The sequence below is a fragment of the Curtobacterium sp. MCBD17_008 genome (genome assembly GCF_003234475.1).
Lineage (GTDB): Bacteria > Actinomycetota > Actinomycetes > Actinomycetales > Microbacteriaceae > Curtobacterium.
In genome coordinates, this window is the sequence record NZ_QKTK01000006.1 from 37,384 (window position 1) to 58,470 (window position 21,087).

Genomic DNA, 21,087 nt, shown 5'->3' on the forward strand with positions numbered 1-21,087 from the left:
GACGAGGGGAACGGACGACGTGTTCGGCAAGCGCAAGAGGGACCAGCCATCGGGCTCCGAGTTCCACCAGGCTGACAGCGAGCAGCAGCTCTTCGCGCAGCTCCTGGCCGAGACCAGGGCTGACCCCGAGAAGGTCTTCACCATCGACATCGTCGGCCGCGGCACACCCGGCCGTGACCTCGACGAACAGGTCGAACGACTCCGACGCTCCGGAGTGACGGCGTCACGTCCGCCGGCCACGGAAGCAGCAGCAGACCGCGCGTCCGGACGCGCCGATGCCTCCGCCGACGAGCTGGTCCCGCTCAGCCGCGAGCCCTTCACGGCCGAGACCGGTGACGTCTTCCTCATCCCGGACGGTGGCGGCAGGGTGCTGCTCGGGCACGTCCTCGCGACGCTGCACGATGCCGTGTACGTCGCGGTCTTCCAGCGCCCCGAGGACCTCCCGCGCCCCGCCGACCCGCTCGTCGTGCTCGCCACGCAGCCGGTGGTGGCCGGGCTCACCCTGCCGGCACGGTTCCAGCCGGGCATGTGGGAGGTCGTCGGCACCGTCGCCCCGGACACCGACCGTCTGTTGCCCGCGTACACCTGGGGCACCGACGTCGACGGCGTGCACGTCACGGACTTCGACGGGTCCCGCTCCCGACCCGCGACCGAGATCGAGGCGACGACGGTCCCCCGCCGCGTGGTCGTCTCGCCGTACTTCATCGACATCGCCGTCCGCGCCGTGGTCGGCCTCGTCGACTGGCACCCGGACTTCGAGCATCTCCGCTACCGCTCCACACCGCGCTCCGTCGACCTCTTCCCCGCGCGCTGAAGCGGGCGCGGGCGGCCACCCCGGGTGGGGTGGTCACCACCTGTCGGACAGGAGGCGCGTCACCGCTGGTCCCGCGCCTCCCGTCCGACCCTGGTCACCGCACGTCGGCCGCCGGCCGCGGCTCGACCACGTCGGTGAGCCACGTCAGGATCCGCGCGTCGAACCAGTCCGCGTCGTGGTTCCAGAGCTTCGTGTGCCGGGCGACGTGCGTGACCTCGAGCCGCACCAGGTCCGGTCGTGCAGCGGCGAGGGCGTGTGCCGCCGACGAGGGCACGAACCCGTCGTCGTCGCTGTGCAGCAGCAGGATCGGGACGTGGAGTTCGTCGGCGCGGGCGACCATGTCGAGTTCCCGCAGGTCGATCGGCCGCTCAAGCCCGGCGATCCGGTGCACGACCGGGGTGCGGAGGACCCACTGCGCCACCTTGCGGACCGGCCGGGGCAGCCGGAGCGCGCGGCTCTGCGACTTGAGGACGGCGTTCCAGTCGACGACCGCCGAGTCCAGGACGACGCCGGTGACCAGTCCTGCGAGCCCGGAGCGGACCAGGGTCTGCAGGACCACGGCGCCGCCCATCGACCAGCCCATGAGGACGACGCTCGTGGCGCCCTGCTGCGCGACCCAGTCGAGCGCGGCGTCGACGTCCTCCCACTCGGTCGAGCCGAGACCGTAGCGCCCGTCCGCACTCGGGGGCGCGACGCCGTCGTTGCGCCACGACACCAGCAGCACCGAGTACCCGGCCGCGCGGAAGACCGGGACGGCGCGGATCGTCTCGGCACGGGTGACGCCGCGACCGTGGACGAGGACCGCCCAGGGCGCGGCCGGGTCCTCGGCGCGGACCACCCAGGCGGGCGCGGGACCGTTCGGGGTGAGCACGTCGACGTCCTCGACGGGGACGCCGAGCTCCCCCGGAGTCAGGTAGAACCAGCCGCCCCAGCGTCCGCGGCGTGCTGCGGTCGGGTCGCCGGCGTCCACGGCGATGATCCGCCGGGTGACGGTGGTGTCGGTCACGGCCAGGACCTCGCCGACCCGCATGTGCCCGGTGGCGGCGCCGAACCACAGGCTGTACCGGCCCTGCAGCTCCGTGTCGGGACTGCGGCGCAGGGTGACGGTCCGGGCCTCCGGGTCGACCGCGGTGATCGGGACCCGCTCGGTGCGCTTGCGGTCCGGGGTGACGACGGCGCGGGCGACGGCCACGACGGAGCCGGCGATGACCGCCACGCCGACGGCGGCGGCGGCCACACCGGTGCCGAGCGCGACGACGCCGGCCGAGCGCGCCGTGCGTCCAGCGAGGCCCGGCCGCGACCGACGTGTGGGACGGACGGCTGCGGGGCGGCGGAGCATGCGGGCCTCCAGGCAGAGGACGACTGCGGGCAGCACGACTGCGCGACGGACGGCGTGCCGCCCGCACCGGTGCTCGATCCGGAGCCTAGTCTGCATCCGTGCCTGAACCCCGAGTCCCCGACGCCGAACCGGAGGCGTTCGCGCGTCTCCGTGCGTTCGTGTCGACGGGCAGGACCCGCACCGAGACCACGGTCACCGAGATCCCCTCGCCGAGCCGCATCGCGCCGTACTCGATCGCCCTCGCGGCGGACGTGTCCGGGGTCGTGCACGGCGTCGACTCCGACCTCGGCACCGGACGCTTCATCGCCCTGCACGACCCGGACGAGCCGGAGGGGTGGGGCGGTGCGTACCGCATCGTCACCTTCGCGCAGGCCCCGCTCGAGCCGGAGATCGGCGTCGACGAGTTCGTGGCCGACGTGACGTGGAGCTGGCTCGTCGACGCCCTCGACGCGCACGGCGCCCGGTACGCCAACGCCTCCGGCACGGCGACGAAGATCATCTCCCGCGGGTACGGCGAGCTCGCGACCCAGGGCGACGGTGCTCAACTGGAACTCCGGGCGTCGTGGACGCCCCTCGACGACGACCTGACGCCGCACGTGCAGGCCTGGGAGGAGATCGTGGCGATGCTCGCCGGACTCCCCCCGGCCTCGGACGGCGTCTCGCTCCTGGCCCCTCGGAGGCTCGCCCGTGACTGATGCCGACCCCGCCTACGAAGACGCGCACGCCACCGTCCACGTGATCGAGCGCCGCGAGGAGTACCTCGACGCCGTGGCGCGCATCGCCGCCGGCACCGGTCCGGTCGCCGTCGACGCCGAGCGTGCCAGCGGCTACCGCTACTCGCAGCGGGCCTACCTGATCCAGGTGTTCCGCCGCGGCTCCGGCTCGTTCCTGTTCGACCCCATCGCGATCGGTGACTTCAGCGACCTGCAGGCCGCGATCGTCGACGAGGAGTGGGTGTTCCACGCCGCGTCGCAGGACCTGCCGTGCCTCCGCGAGGTCGGCCTCGTCCCGACCCGCATCTTCGACACCGAGCTCGGTGCCCGGATCGCCGGCTTCCCGCGTGTCGGACTCGGCGCGGTCGTCGAGCAGCTCCTCGGCATCACGCTCGCGAAGGCCCACTCCGCCGCGGACTGGTCGACCCGTCCGCTCCCGCAGGCTTGGCTCGTCTACGCCGCCCTCGACGTCGAACTGCTCCCGGACCTGCGCGACTCCCTCGCCGAGGTGCTGGAGGCGGCCGGCAAGACCCGGATCGCGGAGGAGGAGTTCGCCGCCGTCCTCGCCCGTGCCCCGAAGCCCCCGCGTGCCGAGCCGTGGCGGCGTCTCTCCGGGATGAACGTGCTCCGCGGTGCCCGTGCCCTCGCGATCGCACGGTCGCTGTGGCAGGCACGCGACGCCTACGCGCAGGAGACCGACATCGCGCCGGGCCGGACCATCCCGGACTCCGCCATCGTCGCCGCTGCCGCCGCCGCTCCGTCCTCGCGGGCGGAACTCGGCGCACTGAAGACCTTCACGGGCCGCGCCAGCCGGTCGGAGCTCGACCGTTGGTGGGCCGCGGTCGAGGAAGGCCGGACCACCGAGAACCTGCCGCGCCTGCGTGGCGGGGGTGAGCCGAGCCTCCCGCCGCCCCGCGCCTGGGCCGACCGCAACCCGGACGCGGACCGTCGGTACCGCGCCGCGCGGGCCGCCGTCACGGCCCGGGCCGCCGAGCTCGACCTGCCCGTCGAGAACCTGCTCACCCCGGAGACGCTCCGTCTCGTGTCGTGGAACCCGCCGGCGACCGTCGCGACGGAGACCGTCGGTGCCACGCTCGCGTCGCACGACGCCCGGCCGTGGCAGGTCGAGGAGACCGCGTCGGTCATCGCACACGCGTTCGAGGTGGCAGCGGACCGGTCCGTCGCGGACCCGGCGGCAGTGGTCACCGCGACCACGGCCTCCCGGCCGGACGGCGAGCCGGACGACGCGGCGCTCGACGCCGCTCAGCAGGGTGACGCCGCTCTTGTCGCAGACGGACAGCCCGACGCCGCCACCGGGACGACCGGCTCGTAGGAACCGCCCAACCGACGTGCCGCCGCTCAGCCGGGGGTACTAGCGTCGGAGCGTCGCCGGGCGAGGCCCGGCCAGGTCGGGGCGACAGGACCCCCGGCCCGATCGTTGTGGATCTGGAGGCTCGCATTGCCGAAGACATCAGACGTCGTGTTCGTGGACGGTGTCCGCACACCGTTCGGCCGCGCCGGTGAGAAGGGCGTCTTCTGGCGCACCCGTGCCGACGACCTGGCGGTGCACGCGATGCGCGGCCTGCTCGACCGGAACAGCTCGCTGGACGGTGCCGCCGTGGACGATGTCGCGGTCGCCGCGACGACCCAGCAGGGCGACCAGGGTCTGACCCTCGGGCGCACCGTCGGCATGCTGGCCGGTCTGCCGAAGTCCGTCCCCGGCTACGCCATCGACCGGATGTGCGCCGGCGCGATGACGAGCGTCACGACCCTGGCCGGCGCGATCGCGTTCGGCGCCGCCGACGTCGCCATCGCGGGCGGCGTCGAGCACATGGGCCGCCACCCGATGGGCTTCAACGCCGACCCCAACCCCCGCTTCGTCGCGGAGCGCATGGTCGCCCCGGACGCGCTCGTGATGGGCAACACCGCCGAGCGCCTGCACGACCGCTTCCCCGCGATCACGAAGGACCGCACCGACGCCTTCGCCGTGCAGTCCCAGCAGCGCTACGCCGCCGCCTGGGGCGCCGGCAAGCTGCAGCCCGACGTCGTCCCCGTCGAGGTGAACACCGGCCAGGGCTGGGACATCGTCTCGAAGGACGAGCCGCCCCGTCCGGGCACCACCCTGGAGGCCCTGGCTGCGTTGAAGACGCCGTTCCGGCCGCACGGACGGGTCACCGCAGGCAACGCCGCGGGCCTGAACGACGGCGCGACGATGAGCCTGCTCGCTTCCGAGGACGGCGCGAAGCAGCACGGCCTGCCGACCAAGATGCGCATGGTGTCCTTCGCCTTCGCCGGCGTCGAGCCCGAGGTCATGGGCGTCGGTCCGGTGCCCGCGACCGACAAGGCGCTGCGGAAGGCCGGGCTGTCGATCGACGACATCGGTCTGTTCGAGATCAACGAGGCGTTCGCCGTGCAGGTGCTCGCGTTCCTCGACAACTACGGCATCGCGCAGGACTCCCCGAACGTGAACGCCTGGGGCGGCGCCATCGCCGTCGGGCACCCCCTCGCGTCGAGTGGCGTCCGCCTGATGACCCAGCTCGCAGCGCAGTTCGCCGAGCGCCCGGACGTCAAGTACGGCATCACGACGATGTGCATCGGGCTCGGCCAGGGCGGCACGGTCATCTGGGAGAACCCGAACTTCAGCAAGAGCGCGGCACGGAAGGCGGCCTGACCATGACCATCGCACCGACCGACCAGTTGACGGCACTGAGCGAGGACGAGGTCGTCACCCACTCGTACGTCAAGCACGTCGCGCTGCCCTCCGGCGGCACCCTCGCGCTCATCACGCTCGACAACGGCAAGGACTACAAGCGACCCTCGACCCTCGGGCCGCGCACGATGCGTGAGCTGTCCGACGTGCTCGACGGGCTCCGCGCTTCGGCGGCGGCGGGCGACATCCAGGCCGTCGCCGTCACCGGCAAGGAGTACTGCTTCGCCGCGGGCGCCGACCTCTCGCAGGCTGCCGCACTGCCCTCGCGCGAGGTCGCGCACGAGCTCGGCGTCCTCGGGCACGCCACCCTCCGCAAGTTCAGCGAGCTCGGGGTCCCGTCGTTCGCGTTCGTCAACGGCATCGCGCTCGGCGGCGGGCTCGAGGTCGCGCTGCACTGCACGTACCGCGTGTTCTCGTCCGCCGCGCAGGGCATCGGGCTGCCCGAGGTCTTCCTCGGCATCATCCCCGGCTGGGGCGGCGCGACGCTGCTCCCCCGGCTCATCGGTCCCGAGAAGGCCCTCCGGGTCATCGTGGAGAACCCGCTGAAGAACAACCGCCTGATGGACGGCAAGGCCGCGGTCGAGCTCGGCATCGGCGACGCGCTCATCCCGTCGGTGACGTTCCTGCCGTCCGCGGTCGCCTGGGCCGACGGCGTCGTGGCGGGCCGGACCAAGGTCACGCGGAAGAACGAACCCGGGATGCTCGAGAAGGCAGCCTGGGGCACGGTCGTCAAGGTCGCACGCAGCCAGGTCGCGTCGAAGATCGGCACGGTCCCGAAGTCCCCGTTCCGTGCGCTCGCCCTCGTCGCAGCGGCGAAGTCGGGATCGCTCGACGAGCGGTTCGCGGGCGAGGACGACGCCCTCGCCGACCTCCTGGCCGGCGACCAGTTCGCCGCGTCGATGTACGCGTTCGACCTCGTGCAGAAGCGGGCCAAGCGTCCCGTGGGTGCCCCCGAGGGCGTCGACGCGAAGAAGACCACGAAGGTCGGCGTCCTCGGCGCCGGGCTCATGGCGTCGCAGTTCGCCCTGCTCTTCGCCCGCCGTCTCGGTGTGCCCGTCGTCATCACCGACGTGTCGCAGGAGCGGGTCGACGCGGGCGTGGCGCGGATCGCCGGTGAGGTCGCGAAGCTCCTCGAGAAGGGCCGCATCTCCCCCGACGACGCGAACCGCATCACCGGGCTCGTCTCCGGGTCGGTGTCCTACGACGCGTTCGCCGACGCCGACTGGGTCATCGAGGCGGTCTTCGAGGAGATGAGCGTCAAGCAGGAGGTGTTCCGCAAGATCGAGCAGGTCATCGCGCCGGACGCGATCCTCGCGACGAACACGTCGTCGCTGTCCGTCGACGAGATGGCCTCGGTCCTGACGAACCCCGAGCGTCTGGTCGGCTTCCACTTCTTCAACCCGGTCGCGGTGATGCCGCTGCTCGAGGTGGTGCGGGCGGCGAAGACCTCCGACGAGGCACTCGCCACCGCGCTCGCGGTCGCGAAGGCCCTGAAGAAGACGGCGATCGTCACCGCCGACCAGCCGGGCTTCGTCGTCAACCGGGTGCTCGCCCGGGTGCTCGGCGAGGCCATGCGCGGCGTCGAGGAGGGCACCTCCTTCGAGACCGTCGCCGAGGGGGCCGCTCCCCTGGGCCTGCCGATGTCGCCGTTCGAGCTGCTCGAGCTCGTCGGCCTGCCCGTGGGCGCGCACGTGCTCGACTCGCACCACGCTGCGTGGCCGGAGCGCTTCTACCCGGGCGACGGACTGAAGCGGATCGCCGAGCACGGCACGATCCTGACCCGCGACAAGAAGGGCAACGCGACCGGGTACGACCCCGCTGCCGTGAAGCTCGTCGCGCCGTCGAAGAAGGACGCGAAGCCGGTCGACGCTGCCGAGATGCAGCGCCGGTTCGAGGACGCCCTGGCCGACGAGGTGCACCGCATGCTCGAGGACCACGTGGTCGAGCACGTCGAGGAGATCGACCTCGGGCTCATCCTCGGCGCGGGCTACCCGTTCCAGGCCGGCGGCATCAGCCCGTACCTCGACCGCAGCGGAGCCTCGGAGCGCGTCTTCGGCGGCACGTTCCACGAGCCGCGGATCGTCGGCCCCGCCAGCCGCTAGCCCGGCGCCAGCCGGACCCGCACAACAGGAACCGCCTCGAACCACGGACGTCCGTGGTTCGAGGCGGTTCCCGTTGTGCCGTGCCGAAGTGCGCCACGGCTGCGGGCGCAGGTCGGCGGGGTCCGCCCGGGCAGCGCCGGGCAGCGCCGGGCAGCGCCGGGCGTTCAGCGCTCGGCGGACTCCCGCGAGCGGGCCGGCTTCGCCTGGGGCACCTTCGTGCCGACGACCTGGTCGATGACGTCGCGGGCGATGGCCTGCGCCGTCAGCCCGGCGTCAGCGAGGATCTGGGTCCGGCTGGCGTGGTCGATGAACTCGTCCGGGAGTCCGAGCTCGTTCACACCGGTGTCGACCCCGGCAGCGCGGAGGTCCTGCCGCAGCCGGGTGCCCACACCGCCGACCCGGACGCCGTCCTCGATGGTGATGACGAGTCGGTGGTCGCGGGACAGGTCGATGAGCGACACCGGGATCGGGACGACCCAACGCGGGTCGACGACGGTCACGCCGATGCCCTGCGCCTCGAGGAGCGCCGCCGCCTCGAGCGCGGTCGGCACCATCGACCCGACGGCCACGACGAGGACGTCCGGTTCCTGGTCGTCGGCGGGCCTCCGGAGCACGTCCACCCCGTCCACCAGCCGTTCGACCGCGGGGATGTCCGGTCCGACCTGGCCCTTCGACCACCGGAGCACGGTCGGGGCGTCGTCGACGGCCACGGCCTCCCGGAACTCCTCGCGGAGGGTCGCAGCGTCGCGCGGGGCGGCGATCCGGATGCCGGGCACGACCTGCAGGAGCGCGAGGTCCCACATGCCGTGGTGCGACGGACCGTCGGGGCCGGTGATGCCCGCGCGGTCGAGCACGAACGTGACGCCGGCCCGGTGCAGGGCGACGTCCATGAGCACCTGGTCGAACGCGCGGTTGAGGAACGTCGCGTAGAGGGCGACGACGGGGTGCAGACCGCCGTAGGCGAGCCCTGCAGCGGTCGTCACGGCGTGCTGCTCGGCGATGCCGACGTCGTAGACACGGTCGGGGTGCGCCTGCTCGAAGAGGTGCAGGCCGGTCGGCCGGAGCATCGCGGCCGTGATCGCGACGATGCGGGGGTCCTCGTGCCCGACCTCGGCGAGGGTGGTCGCGAAGACCGAGGTCCACGACGGACCCGACGACACGTCGAGCGACTCCCCGGTCTCGGGGTCGATGTGCCCGACGGCGTGGAACTGGTCCGCCTGGTCGCGGAGCGCCGGCGCGAAGCCGTGGCCCTTCTCCGTGATGGCGTGCACGATGACCGGGGACCCGTAGCCCTTCGCCTGCCGGAGCGCCGCCTCCATCGCCTGCTGGTCGTGCCCGTCGACGGGGCCGACGTACTTGATGTCGAGGTTCGAGTACAGCGCCTCGTTGTTCGTGAACCGGGACAGGAACCCGTGCAGGCCACCCCGGAGGCCCCGGTACACCGCTCGGCCGGGCGCCCCGAAGAGGTCGGCCGCCGCACGGCTCTTCTCGTACAGCGTGCGGTACTCACGACGGGTCCGCACCGAGCTGAGGAAGCGAGCCATGCCGCCGATCGTCGGCGCGTAGGACCGGCCGTTGTCGTTGACGACGATGACCAGTCGACGGTCGTTCTGGTCGGAGATGTTGTTGAGCGCCTCCCAAGTCATCCCGCCGGTGAGGGCACCGTCGCCGACGACGGCGACGACCGTGCGGTCGCTCTGCCCCGTCTGCTGGAACGCGCGGGAGATCCCGTCCGCCCAGGACAGCGACGACGACGCATGTGAGGACTCGACGATGTCGTGCTCCGACTCGCTCCGCTGCGGGTACCCGGCGATCCCGCCACGTTCGCGGAGGTGCGAGAAGTCCTGCCGTCCGGTGACGAGCTTGTGCACGTAGGACTGGTGCCCGGTGTCGAACACGAACGGGTCGTGCGGCGAGTCGAACACGCGGTGCATCGCGAGCGTCAGCTCGACGACGCCGAGGTTCGGCCCGAGGTGCCCGCCGGTCTTCGCGACCTCGGCGACCAGGAAGCTGCGGATCTCCGCTGCGAGGTCGGTCATCTGCGCGTCGGAGAGACGCTTCAGGTCGCGCGGCGACGTGATGCTGGCGAGCAGGCTCACGGGCGATCCTTTCGTGCGGTGTCGGCCCACTCTATGCGCGTGACCCGACAGCAGACGGGAGGCCCGCCACCAGCTGGTGACGGGCCTCCCGGAGGTGTCGTGCTCGCGTCGACGACCGCGTCGGGATGTCAGACGAGCGACCGGAGGACGTACTGCAGGATGCCGCCGTTGCGGTAGTAGTCGGCCTCGCCCGGGGTGTCGATGCGGACGACCGCGTCGAACTCGACCGTCTGCTTGCCGGCGGGCGAGTGCTCGCTCGGCTCGGCGGTGACGTGCACCGTCTTCGGCGTGGTGCCCTCGTTCAGCGCGGTGAGCCCCGAGATCGAGATGACCTCGGTGCCGTCGAGCCCGAGGGACTCGATCGACTCACCAGCGGGGAACTGCAGCGGGACGACGCCCATGCCGATGAGGTTCGAGCGGTGGATGCGCTCGAAGCTCTCGGTGATGACCGCCTTGACGCCGAGGAGGCTCGTCCCCTTCGCCGCCCAGTCGCGGGACGACCCGGAGCCGTACTCCTTGCCACCGAGGACGACGAGCGGGATGCCCTGCGCCTGGTAGTGCTCGGACGCGTCGTAGATGAACGACTGCGCGCCGTCGGGCGTGGTGAAGTCGCGGGTGTAGCCGCCCTCCACGCCGTCGAGGAGCTGGTTGCGGAGGCGGATGTTCGCGAACGTGCCGCGGATCATCACCTCGTGGTTGCCGCGACGCGAGCCGTAGGAGTTGAAGTCCTTGCGGTCGACGTCGTGCTCGGCGAGGTACCGCCCCGCTGGGCTGTCCGCCTTGATGGAGCCGGCCGGCGAGATGTGGTCGGTCGTGACGGAGTCGCCGAGCTTCGCGAGCACGCGGGCGCCCGAGATGTCGGAGACCGGGTCCGGCTGCATCGTCATGCCGTCGAAGTACGGGGGCTTCCGCACGTAGGTCGATTCGCTGTCCCACTCGAAGGTGTCGCCCGTCGGGGTCGGCAGGTTCTTCCACCGGTCGTCGCCCTCGAACACGGAGCCGTACTCGTGGGTGAACATGTCGGTGTCGATCGACGCGTCGATGACCTGCTGGACCTCGGCCGTGTCGGGCCAGATGTCCTTGAGGAAGACGTCGTTGCCCTCGGTGTCGGTGCCGAGCGCGTCGGTGTCGAAGTCGAAGTGCATCGACCCGGCGAGGGCGTACGCGATGACCAGCGGCGGGGACGCCAGGTAGTTCATCTTCACGTCGGGGTTGATGCGCCCCTCGAAGTTGCGGTTGCCCGAGAGCACCGCGGTGACGGCCAGGTCGTTGTCCTGCACGGCCTGCGAGATCTCCTCGGGCAGCGGGCCCGAGTTGCCGATGCAGGTGGTGCAGCCGTAGCCGACCGTGTAGAAGCCGAGGTCCTCGAGGTAGCTGGTGAGCCCGGCCTTCTCGTAGTAGTCGGTGACGACCTTGGAGCCGGGCGCGAGGGTCGTCTTGACCCACGGCTTGGCCTTGAGGCCCTTCCGCGATGCGTTGCGCGCGAGGATGCCCGCGGCCATCATCACCGACGGGTTCGACGTGTTCGTGCAGGACGTGATCGCGGCGATGGCGACGGCGCCGTGGTCGATCGTGAACGGGTCGCCGTCGGCGATCGCGACGGACGTCGGCTTCGAGACCGAGCCGGGAGCGCTGGAGGCGTGCACCGGCACCTCGGACGCCGGGGCGTCCTGCAGGTCGTCGACGGCGTGCTCGTCACCCGGGGCCGCGGCGACCGGGTCGGACGCCGGGAACGTGTCCGCCACGGCCTTGTCCTCTTCGGTGTGGTCGATGCTCGCGTAGTTGGCGAGGTCGACCTCGAACTGGTCCTTCGCCTCGGTGAGGACGATCCGGTCCTGCGGGCGCTTCGGCCCGGAGATCGACGGGACGACCGTGGAGAGGTCCAGCTCCATGTACTCGGAGTAGACGGGCTCGACCGAGGGGTCGTGCCAGAGGCCCTGCGTCTTCGAGTACGCCTCGACGAGGGCGATCTGCGCCTCGTCACGACCGGTCAGGCGCAGGTAGTCGAGCGTGACGTCGTCGACCGGGAAGATCGCCGCCGTGGAACCGAACTCGGGGCTCATGTTGCCGATGGTCGCGCGGTTCGCGAGCGGGACCGCACCGACGCCCTCGCCGTAGAACTCGACGAACTTGCCGACCACGCCGTGCTTCCGGAGCTGCTCGGTGATCGTGAGCACCACGTCCGTCGCGGTCACACCGGCGGGGATCTCGCCGGACAGCTTGAAGCCGACGACCTTCGGGATGAGCATCGACACGGGCTGGCCGAGCATCGCCGCCTCGGCCTCGATGCCGCCGACGCCCCAGCCGAGCACGCCGAGCCCGTTCACCATCGTGGTGTGCGAGTCGGTGCCGACGAGGGTGTCCGGGTAGGCGTAGGTCTCGCCGTCGAAGTCGCGCGTGTAGGTGACCTTCGCCAGGTACTCGATGTTCACCTGGTGGACGATGCCGGTGCCCGGCGGGACGACCTTGAAGTCCTCGAACGCCGTCTGACCCCAGCGGAGGAACTGGTAGCGCTCCCCGTTGCGCTCGTACTCCAGGTCGGTGTTGCGCTGGAGGGCGTCGGTGCTGCCGAACAGGTCCGCGATGACGGAGTGGTCGATGACCATCTCGGCCGGCGAGAGCGGGTTGATCTTGTTCGGGTCGCCGCCGATCTCGGCCATCGCCTCGCGCATGGTGGCGAGGTCGACGATGCACGGGACGCCGGTGAAGTCCTGCATGACCACGCGGGCCGGGGAGAACTGGATCTCGGTGTCCGGTTCGGCCTCGGGGCGCCAGGAGCCCAGCGCGCGGATCTGGCCCTCGGTGACGTTCGCGCCGTCTTCGGTGCGGAGCAGGTTCTCGAGCAGCACCTTCAGGCTGTAGGGCAGCTTCTCGTGCCCGGGCACCCGGTCGATCCGGTGGATCGCGTAGTCGACACCCCCAACCGAGAGCGTGTCCTTCGATCCGAAGCTGTTGACTGCAGCCACTGTGCCGCCTCCTGAGTTGATCGGTGTGCCCTCATCCTCGCGGGCCGCGGGACGTCCCACCAGCAAGGTGAACCTAAACCCGAGGACGCCGTCGTGCCCGGGTGGAAGTGTCTTGACGTCGAGACAACTCTACACCGCGGCCGGTTCGTCCCGGACGAAGACGGTCCGGACGAGTAGCCACGTCACCCAGAGCAGCGCGGCGTACAGGGGCACGCCGGTGATGAGCTTGATGCCCGCGAGCAGCTCGACCTGCGCGGTCAGCCAGAGCGGGATCTCGAAGGCGAGGCGGAAGGCGAACAGTCCGGCCCACATCCACGTCGCGACGGTGAGCACCCGACGCTTCGCCGGGTCGTCCCGCCAGTCGTGCCCGTCCTCGTCGCCCGGGACGAGGAGACCGACGACCAGGCCGATGAGCGGTCGCCGGATCGCCAGGGTCACGAGGATCACCGCGAGGAACACCGCGTTGATGACGATGCCCGGGATGAAGTTGCTCTCCGCCCGGCCGGTCAGCAGCGCGAGGCCCGCTGAGATCGCGACACCGAAGATGCCCGCGAAGGACATCATGATCGACTGCCGCTGCACCAGACGGAGCACCACGAAGACGAGCCCGATCGCGACCGGGACGACGACGCTCGGCACGACCTCCTTCGTCACCGCGTAGACGATGAGGAACGCGAAGCCGGGCAGCACCGACTCGGCGAGCCCGCGCACCCCGCCGACCGCGGTCAGCAGGGCCCTGCCCGACGGAGCCTCCCCCGGGGCGACCTGCCCGATGCCGGCGCTCCGCACGGCATCCCGGAGCTGGGCCTGGAGCGAGAGCGGCTCCGCCCGCTCCTCGGCGTACGGGTCGCGCTCGGGCGCGACCCCGTCCGGACGTGGGCGATCGTCGTGGTCCGTCACCGGGCCTCCAGGCTGGGTCGAGCGTTCGGCCGGCGGCCGGGTCAGATGGTCGACTGCGTCGACTTCGGCATGTGCAGCGGGATGAGGTCGCGCGGCGGCATCGGCGTCGTGCCCCGCACGACGACGACGCTGCGGAACAGCTCCTCGATGTCCGCGGAGTCCTCGGGTCGGTCGGCTGCCTTGCCGGCGATCACCCCGCGGAGGAACCAGCGCGGGCCGTCGACGCCGACGAACCGGGCCGCGCGGACGCCGTCCGTGACGCCGGCGCCGCCGACGACGGGGACCTGTGCGCGGAGTTCGGGGCCGAAGGGGCCGTCGACCTCGGTCACGACACCGCCCTGCTGCTGGATCTGCTCGGCGATCTGCGCGCGGATCTCGTGCCAGAGACCGGTGGTCCGCGGGGCGGCGAACGGCTGCACCTGCAGGGTGGACTCGTCGAAGTCGAGCCCGACGGCGACGACGCGCTTCGAGTCCTCCTCCACCTCGAGCCGGAGGTGCAGGCCCTCGCGCGGCAGGATCTTCACGCCGCCGAGGTCCACGTAGGGTCGCACGAGGTTCGCCTCGGTCTCGTCGAGCGGGCCGTTCTCGCTGCGGTCGGCGGGGGCGGACTTGTCGGTCGACTCGGTGGCGAGCACCTCGTCCAGCCCGGCGTCGGCGTCGTCGGCGAGTTCGATCTCGGGCGTCGGGCCGGCCACCTCGACGTCGTCCACCACGGCCTCGGCGACCTCGACCTCGTCGCGCTTGCGTCGTCCGATCCTCATGACCGCGTCCCTTCTCGACCCTGTTCGTGCGTGTCGACGGGCGTCGCCGCGCCGTCGTGTCCGTCGGTGCCCGCGTCCCGTCGGGCGTCCCCCACGCCGTAGACGCCCGGGTGCCCGCCCTCGTCGTCACGGTAGCCCGACGAGCCGAAGCCGTCCTGGCCGCGGACGCTCTCCGGCAGGTCGGCGACCCGTGTGAACGTCACCCGCGGGACGGGGAGGACCACGAGCTGCGCGATGCGGTCTCCGACCTGGACGGCGTAGGGCTCGGTGGCGTCCGTGTTGAGCAGCGCCACCTTGACCTCGCCGCGGTAGCCGGAGTCGATCGTGCCGGGGGCGTTGACGATCGTGATGCCGTGCTTCGCCGCGAGCCCGCTCCGGGGCACCACGAACCCGACGTGTCCCTCGGGGAGGGCGATCGCCACACCGGTCCCCACCAGGCGCCGCTGTCCGGGCGCGAGGACGAACGCCTCGGCCGAGACGAGGTCGGCCCCGGCGTCACCGGGTTTCGCGAAGACGGGAGCGGCATCCCCGGTCCAGAGCACGTCGACTGCATCGGTCACGAGTCGAGGGTAGTGCAGACCGTGACCGATCCGTGACCTGGCTCGGAGCACGCAGCGATGCATGGTCGAATGGAGGGGTGACCGTGTACCGCGAACGACTGTGGGCGCCGCCCGCCCTGTACCTGGCGACGGCGCTCGTCGTCCCCGCGAGCCTCCTCGTGTTCCTCCCCATCAGCGTGACGGCCGGAGTCGTCGTCGCGATCGGGATGGAGCTCGCCGTGCTCGTGCTGCTGTGGGTCCTGGCCCCCGTCATCGAGGTGACCGAGACCGAGTTCCGTGCGGGCCGGGCACACCTGCCCCGCACCGCGGTGGGTGCCGTCGAGGGCTTCACGGGCGCAGCCGCCACGAGTCAGCGCGGCCCGCAGCTCGACGCGCGGGCCTGGACGCTCTTCCGCGGCTACGTGCACGGCGTGGTGAAGGTCGAGGTCCGCGACGACGCCGACCCCACGCCCTACTGGCTCGTGAGCGTGCGGCACCCGGATGCCGTCACCCGCGCACTCACCGGCTCCGCCGCCACCCCCGGCAGCGACCGGCGCTGACGCCTCGCCGGGGCGGCGCCAGCAGCCCGACGCAGGACCTGCCGACGCGCAGGACCTCCTGACATGCAGGACGGCCCGCATCCGACTGGATGCGGGCCGTCCTGCACTCGGCAGCGTGCGCCGGCGCTCGTCGCCCTACAGAGCGGCGCACTCCATGCACACGGGGCCGAGCTTCGTCTCGTGGTCGAGCTGCGAGCGGTGCTTCACGAGGAAGCACTCCACACACGTGAACTCGTCGACCTGCGGGGGGAGGACCACGACGTCGAGGTCGACGTCGCTGAGGTCCTGCCCGGCGAGTTCGAAACTGCCGGGGTTGTCGGAATCGTCGTCGACGACCCCCGACATCTTGTCGGGAACGCGCTCCTTGAGGGCCTCGATCGACTCCGAGTCAGAGTTGTCGTCGGTCTTCCGAGGGGCGTCGTAATCGGTGGCCATGCCCATCCATTTCTCGTATCGAGAGGGTCGTCGCCGGAATCGGCGGCGACAGTTTGCACCACGGCCCGTCCGAGTGCAAACCGGAGCGAGGGGCGGTGCGTTCTGGCCGTGCAACCGGGCGCACGTCTGCGCCATTCCCGGAGTCGACGACCTGCGCGCGGCACGCCGTGCGCCTCCCCGGAAACTGCCCGGGCGGCCTGCATACTCCTCGGGTACGACGCACGACCGTACGCAGGCAGCGGAAGGCGGAACCATGCAAGACGTGAGAGTCATCGGAGTCGAATCCGGGTCGCTCCTCCTCGCGACCGACGGCGGGACCGAGTTCCGGCTGCCGGTCACGGCGTCCCTCGCGGGTCAGGTCCGGCAGGCGAACCCCGAGTCCGGTCCGCAGAAGCGCGTGTCCCCGAAGGACGTGCAGGCGCGCATCCGCAGTGGCGCCGACGCCGCGGACGTGGCCGCCGCGCTCGGGGTCGAGGTCGACTACGTCCGGCGGTTCGAGGGCCCTGTCCTCGCCGAGCGCGCGTTCATCCTCGACGCCGCCCGACGCGTCGGCGTCACCCCGGTCGACGACGCGTCGCCGGACACCTTCGGCCCGGCCATCACCGCCCGGCTGGAAGCAGGCGACGCCACGGACATCGCGTGGTCCAGCTGGAAGCACGTGGAGAACGGCTGGCAGGTCCAGGTCCGGTACACCGCGGCCGAGGTCGAGCACGACGCGCAGTGGCGCTTCGACCCGAAGACCGCGACGCTCGTGCCGGACAACGGGGACGCCCACCGGCTGTCCCACACCGAGGACGAGGGCATCGCTCCCCGACTCCGCGCCGTCGAGTACGAGCGCCAGGACGAGGACGGCACCCGCTTCGACTCCGGGGCCTTCCACGTCGAGGAGCCGGCCGCCACGGACGAGACCACGGCCGCGGAACCCGCCGAGCGCGCTCCGCTCCGCCCGCCGCTCCCCCGGATCGGTACCGCCTACGTCGAGGAACGCGCGCCCGGCAACGAGACCGCCGACCTGCTCGAGGCGCTCCGTCGTCGCCGCGGTGAGCGCGAAGCCGCCTCGTTCCCTGAGCAGCAGGACGCACCGCGCGGTCCGGCCGTCGGCGTGGTCGACATCCCCCTGCACGGCGCGGACGACTCCGACACCGCCCCGCAGCCCGAGGCCCGTCCCGCCGCCACGAACGACGGCGACGCGCGACAGGACCGGCGCAAGCGCAACCGCCGCGCGATGCCGAGCTGGGACGAGATCGTCTTCGGCACCCGTCCGGACGACGACACCGTCTGAGCCCGCGCCGCCGACCGACGGGAGGCCCGTCCCACCTCGGTGGGGCGGCCTCCCGTCGTCCCGTGCCCGTGCCCGTGCCCGTGCCCGTGCCCGGGTCCGGGTCCGGGTCCGCTCGGGTGCTACCGCTGGGCGAACGCCCCGGCGAGCCGGAGCGGTACGAGCAACTCGTCGTCGCTCATGGCGCCGTGCTGGCCGACCATCCGCCCCGGTTCGGTCCCGGCGCGGACGTCGCGGTCGTCGTTGAAGGCCCACGAGCCACGGGCGACGAGCAGGACGTCGCCGATGCGCGGGAGCACCTCGGACGCGACCGCACCGAACCACCCGGCTGCCACCGCCTCGTCCCGGCTCGCCACGATCGCGCGCTTGCCGAGGGAGGCCCGGAAGGCCTCGACCAGGTCCGGCACGTCCGTCCCGGGGGCGACCGTCAGCTGTCGGCAGCGCGGGTCCCCGGCGACGCCGACGACGTCCGTCAGCAGGTCCGGGTCGAGCGACACGTTCGCCTCCGGCGGCACGTCGAGCACGCCGTGGTCCGCCGTCACGAGGACACCCACGTCGGGTCCGACGCGAGCCGCCAGCCGGGAGACCTCGGCGTCGACCAGCTCGAGCGCCGCCGTCCACCGGTCGGACTGCCAGCCGTGCTTGTGGCCGATCGAGTCGAGTTCGGGCACGTAGAGGTAGACGAGCTGCCGACCGGAGGCGGTGGCCTCGATCGCAGCGTCGACCCGGGCGGAGACGGTGTCCGCCGACACGAAGCGCGCGCCGCCGAGCACGTTGGCGGTCATCCCGGAGGACCGGTAGCGCCCCGGGGCGACCACGACGGGCTCGACGCCGAGTCCGTCCGCCGCGGTGAACAACGTCTCGGAACGGAGCCACCCGGCGGGGACCTCGTCGTCCCACCCGCTGAGCAGGTTCATCACGCGCTGCCGGTCGGGGTCCCAGCCGCTGTAGCCGACGACGCCGTGGGTCCCGGGCGGGCGGCCCGTGGTCAGGGTCGTCAGGGCCGCGGCGGTCGTCGTCGGGAACCCGCTCCGCAGCCGCTTCTTCGTGGCCGTCAGGAAGCGTGCGTGGCCGGCCCGTGCGGCGAGGGCGTTCGCGCCGAGGCCGTCGACGAGCACGACGACCGCGGAACGGGCGGGGCGGAGGGGGATCCGGGCCTCCAGGCCGCGCGCCCGGAGCCAGTCGTCGTCGGCCGCGCCGAGTGCGACCAGGCAACTCGGCAGCACGTCGGCGAGGTTCGCGGTGTCGTCGGGGGCCGTCGGTACGCTGGTTGCCATCCCACCACTCTCCCAGAAAGGTGCCATGGCACGCACGGACGTCGTCGGACTGCCCGACGGTGAGCGCATCGAGGAGGTCGACGTCTCCGAGGAGATGCAGGGCTCCTTCCTGGAGTACGCGTACTCCGTCATCTACTCACGCGCTCTCCCGGACGCCCGCGACGGCCTGAAGCCGGTGCAGCGGCGGATCCTGTACCAGATGGCCGAGATGGGTCTCCGGCCGGACCGCGGCCACGTGAAGAGTGCCCGCGTCACCGGCGAGGTGATGGGCAAGCTGCACCCGCACGGCGACGGTGCCATCTACGACGCGCTCGTGCGCCTCGCGCAGCCGTTCACGATGCGCGTCCCGCTCGTCGACGGACACGGCAACTTCGGGTCCCTCGACGACGGCCCCGCCGCGGCGCGGTACACCGAGGCCCGGCTCGCCGAGCCGTCGATGGCGATGACCGAGGGGCTCGGCGAGGACGTCGTCGACTTCGTGCCGAACTACGACAACCAGATCATGCAGCCGAGCGTGCTGCCGGCGGCGTTCCCGAACCTGCTCGTCAACGGCGCCTCGGGCATCGCGGTGGGCATGGCGACGAACATGGCGCCGCACAACCTCGGCGAGGTCGTCGAGGCCGCGAAGCACCTCCTCATGCACCCGCAGGCCACCCTCGACGAGCTCATGGAGTTCGTCCCGGGCCCCGACCTGCCCTCCGGCGGCACGATCGTCGGGCTCTCGGGTGTGCGGGACGCGTACGCCACGGGCCGCGGCAGCTTCCGGACGCGGGCCAAGGTCTCGGTCGAGAACCTCACGCCGCGCAAGTCCGGGCTCGTCGTCACCGAGCTGCCGTACCTGGTGGGTCCGGAACGGGTCATCGAGAAGATCAAGGACGGGGTCCAGGCGAAGAAGCTCGTCGGCATCTCCGACGTCAACGACCTGACCGACCGCAACCACGGTCTGCGGCTCGTGATCGGCATCAAGTCCGGCTTCAACCCCACGGCCGTCCTCGAGCAGCTGTACAAGCACACCCCGCTCGAGGAGAACTTCGGCATCAACAACGTCGCCCTGGTCGACGGGTCGCCGCGCACGCTCGGCCTCCGCGACCTGCTCGACGTCTACGTGCGGCACCGCCTGTCCGTGGTGACCCGCCGCTCCGAGTACCGGTTGGCCCGTCGTCGCGAACGGCTGCACCTGGTCGAGGGGTTGCTCATCGCGATCCTGGACATCGACGAGGTCATCCAGGTCATCCGGACGTCCGACGACTCCGAGGCCGCGCGCAGTCGCCTGCGGGACGTGTTCGACCTGTCGGAGGTGCAGGCCGAGTACATCCTCGAACTGCGCCTGCGACGACTCACGAAGTTCTCGCGCATGGAGCTCGAGGGCGAGCGTGACCAGCTGCTCGCCGACATCGCCGCGCTCGAGGAACTCCTGGCGTCCGACGACCGCCTGCGCAGCCAGGTCGCGACCGAGCTGAGCGAGGTGTCCGACCGGTTCGCGACGCCCCGGCGCACCCTCCTGACCGAGGCCGACGCCCCCGTCCGCGGTGGCCGGAAGGCCGCGGTCGACCCCGAGTCGCTCCAGGTCGCCGACGCTCCCTGTCGCGTGCTGCTCTCCACGACCGGGCGGCTCGTCCGCGTCGACATCCCCGCGGCCGAGTCCGGCATCGTGCACGTCCCGAAGCGGTCGAAGCACGACGCGGTCCGCTCCACGGTGGTGAGCACCGTGCGCGGGCAGGTCGGCGCCCTCACCTCGACCGGCCGTGTGCTGCGCTTCTCCCCCGTCGACGTCCCCGCCGTGCCGCCCGCGTCCGTGCGGCTCGACGCCGGCGTCCGCGTCACCGACTACCTGGGCATCCCGAAGTCCGAGACCGTCGTCGCACTCGTGTCGCTCGACGCCGCCGTGACCGAGTCGCTCGCGATCGGGACCGCGCAGGGCGTCGTGAAGCGCGTGGTGCCCGGCGCGTGGCCGGACAAGCCCGAGGTCGTCGCGATCGGGCTCAAGCCGGGCGACCGCGTCGTCGGTGCGACCCAGGCACCCGAGTCGGACGACCTGGTGTTCATCACCTCGAACGCGCAGCTGCTGCGTTTCCCGTCCGCCGCCGTCCGCCCGCAGGGGTTGCCGGCCGGCGGTGTCGCCGGGGTGTCCCTGGCCGCCGGCGCGTCCGTCATCTGGTTCGGATCGGTCGCGCTGACCGAGGACTCGGTGGTCGCCACCGTGTCCACGACGTCGACCGCCCTGCCCGGGACGGACGCCGGACGGGCGAAGGTGTCCGCGCTGACCGAGTTCCCGGCGAAGGGCCGCGGGACCCAGGGGGTCCGGGCGCACGCGTTCCTGAAGGGCGAGGACGGTCTGACCGTGGCGTGGGCGGGCGTCGCTCCGCCGCACGCGGTCGGGGCGGACGGTGCTGCCCGGACGCTGCCGGACTGGCTGTCGAAGCGTGACGGCTCCGGCAGTCCGCTCGACGCCGAGGTCGTGACCATCGGTGGGAGCGCGGCGGCCGTCGACGGGACGCGCGGCGAGGCCTGAGCCTCACGCGCGCTGAGCGCACGCCAGCGTCGCCGCAGGGCGCACACGAGCGTCGCAGCAGGGCGCACGCCAGCGTGGCCG

At 72.1% G+C, this 21,087-nt stretch carries 16 protein-coding genes; 8 read left to right on the forward strand and 8 right to left on the reverse strand.

Annotated elements, in window-relative coordinates; genetic code table 11:
- Positions 1-19 precede the first annotated feature (19 nt).
- On the forward strand, positions 20-814 hold the full coding sequence (locus DEI95_RS07460) for a hypothetical protein (RefSeq protein WP_111059839.1): 795 nt from the start codon (positions 20-22) through the stop codon (positions 812-814).
- A 94-nt stretch (positions 815-908) separates the two neighbouring features.
- Here the strand turns inward: DEI95_RS07460 and DEI95_RS07465 are convergent, their stop codons facing one another.
- Entirely contained in the window at positions 909-2,153 is a 1,245-nt protein-coding gene (locus DEI95_RS07465; RefSeq protein WP_181436231.1) for a S9 family peptidase, read from the reverse strand.
- 98 nt (positions 2,154-2,251) lie between these two features.
- On the opposite strand from DEI95_RS07465, the gene DEI95_RS07470 reads away from it, so the two are divergent.
- From DEI95_RS07470 to DEI95_RS07485, 4 genes are all read left to right on the forward strand, one after another.
- A complete protein-coding gene (locus DEI95_RS07470; protein WP_110825460.1) occupies positions 2,252-2,848 on the forward strand; it encodes a DUF3000 domain-containing protein in 597 nt (198 codons plus the stop codon).
- A complete protein-coding gene (locus tag DEI95_RS07475) occupies positions 2,841-4,199 on the forward strand; it encodes an HRDC domain-containing protein (RefSeq protein ID WP_111059841.1) in 1,359 nt (452 codons plus the stop codon). Before DEI95_RS07470 ends, DEI95_RS07475 begins: the two co-directional genes overlap by 8 nt.
- A gap of 126 nt (positions 4,200-4,325) precedes the next feature.
- Complete coding sequence (locus DEI95_RS07480; protein WP_110889723.1) at positions 4,326-5,537, forward strand: thiolase family protein; 1,212 nt, start codon at positions 4,326-4,328, stop codon at positions 5,535-5,537.
- A 2-nt stretch (positions 5,538-5,539) separates the two neighbouring features.
- Positions 5,540-7,678 (forward strand): 3-hydroxyacyl-CoA dehydrogenase NAD-binding domain-containing protein, encoded by a 2,139-nt coding sequence (locus DEI95_RS07485; RefSeq protein ID WP_111059842.1) that lies wholly within the window; start codon positions 5,540-5,542, stop codon positions 7,676-7,678.
- Positions 7,679-7,842: 164 nt separating this feature from the next.
- Here DEI95_RS07485 and dxs read toward each other — a convergent pair whose 3' ends face one another.
- The 5 genes from dxs to dut all read right to left on the reverse strand — a co-directional run bounded on the left by dxs (position 7,843) and on the right by dut (position 14,964).
- Positions 7,843-9,777, reverse strand: a complete 1,935-nt coding sequence (gene dxs, locus DEI95_RS07490; RefSeq protein ID WP_110911242.1) for a 1-deoxy-D-xylulose-5-phosphate synthase — start codon at positions 9,775-9,777, stop codon at positions 7,843-7,845.
- Positions 9,778-9,905: 128 nt separating this feature from the next.
- Positions 9,906-12,743 carry an aconitate hydratase gene (locus DEI95_RS07495; RefSeq protein WP_111059843.1) on the reverse strand — a complete coding sequence of 946 codons (2,838 nt, stop codon included), beginning with the start codon at positions 12,741-12,743 and terminating at the stop codon, positions 9,906-9,908.
- Between the two features lie 129 nt (positions 12,744-12,872).
- Complete coding sequence (locus DEI95_RS07500; RefSeq protein ID WP_110889719.1) at positions 12,873-13,643, reverse strand: DUF3159 domain-containing protein; 771 nt, start codon at positions 13,641-13,643, stop codon at positions 12,873-12,875.
- A 41-nt stretch (positions 13,644-13,684) separates the two neighbouring features.
- Positions 13,685-14,404, reverse strand: a complete 720-nt coding sequence (locus DEI95_RS07505) for a DUF3710 domain-containing protein (protein ID WP_111059844.1) — start codon at positions 14,402-14,404, stop codon at positions 13,685-13,687.
- Complete coding sequence (gene dut, locus DEI95_RS07510) at positions 14,401-14,964, reverse strand: dUTP diphosphatase (RefSeq protein ID WP_375342345.1); 564 nt, start codon at positions 14,962-14,964, stop codon at positions 14,401-14,403. The genes DEI95_RS07505 and dut overlap by 4 nt, the downstream gene beginning before the upstream one ends.
- 77 nt (positions 14,965-15,041) lie before the next feature.
- Between dut and DEI95_RS07515 the strand changes: the two genes are divergently transcribed.
- Entirely contained in the window at positions 15,042-15,503 is a 462-nt protein-coding gene (locus tag DEI95_RS07515; RefSeq protein ID WP_110825451.1) for a DUF3093 domain-containing protein, read from the forward strand.
- A 135-nt stretch (positions 15,504-15,638) separates the two neighbouring features.
- Here DEI95_RS07515 and DEI95_RS07520 read toward each other — a convergent pair whose 3' ends face one another.
- Positions 15,639-15,938, reverse strand: coding sequence for a DUF4193 domain-containing protein (locus tag DEI95_RS07520; protein WP_110825450.1), 300 nt, complete (start codon positions 15,936-15,938; stop codon positions 15,639-15,641).
- Positions 15,939-16,200: 262 nt separating this feature from the next.
- Here DEI95_RS07520 and sepH point away from each other — a divergent pair, with 262 nt between their 5' ends.
- Entirely contained in the window at positions 16,201-17,220 is a 1,020-nt protein-coding gene (sepH, locus tag DEI95_RS07525) for a septation protein SepH (RefSeq protein ID WP_181436232.1), read from the forward strand.
- 119 nt (positions 17,221-17,339) lie between these two features.
- Here sepH and DEI95_RS07530 read toward each other — a convergent pair whose 3' ends face one another.
- Positions 17,340-18,494, reverse strand: coding sequence for an alkaline phosphatase family protein (locus tag DEI95_RS07530; RefSeq protein WP_111059847.1), 1,155 nt, complete (start codon positions 18,492-18,494; stop codon positions 17,340-17,342).
- A 25-nt stretch (positions 18,495-18,519) separates the two neighbouring features.
- Here DEI95_RS07530 and DEI95_RS07535 point away from each other — a divergent pair, with 25 nt between their 5' ends.
- Positions 18,520-21,006: a DNA topoisomerase (ATP-hydrolyzing) subunit A gene (locus tag DEI95_RS07535; RefSeq protein WP_111059848.1), complete on the forward strand. Its 2,487-nt coding sequence runs from the start codon at positions 18,520-18,522 to the stop codon at positions 21,004-21,006.
- Positions 21,007-21,087: the final 81 nt, after the last annotated feature.

Coding starts and splice junctions, on each gene's coding strand:
- DEI95_RS07465 (WP_181436231.1), bottom strand. CDS start 2,153: ATGCTCCGCCGCCCCGCAGCCGTCCGTCCCACACGTCGGTCGCGGCCG.
- DEI95_RS07485 (WP_111059842.1), top strand. CDS start 5,540: ATGACCATCGCACCGACCGACCAGTTGACGGCACTGAGCGAGGACGAG.
- DEI95_RS07505 (WP_111059844.1), bottom strand. CDS start 14,404: ATGAGGATCGGACGACGCAAGCGCGACGAGGTCGAGGTCGCCGAGGCC.
- DEI95_RS07520 (WP_110825450.1), bottom strand. CDS start 15,938: ATGGCCACCGATTACGACGCCCCTCGGAAGACCGACGACAACTCTGAC.
- DEI95_RS07530 (WP_111059847.1), bottom strand. CDS start 18,494: ATGGCAACCAGCGTACCGACGGCCCCCGACGACACCGCGAACCTCGCC.
- DEI95_RS07535 (WP_111059848.1), top strand. CDS start 18,520: ATGGCACGCACGGACGTCGTCGGACTGCCCGACGGTGAGCGCATCGAG.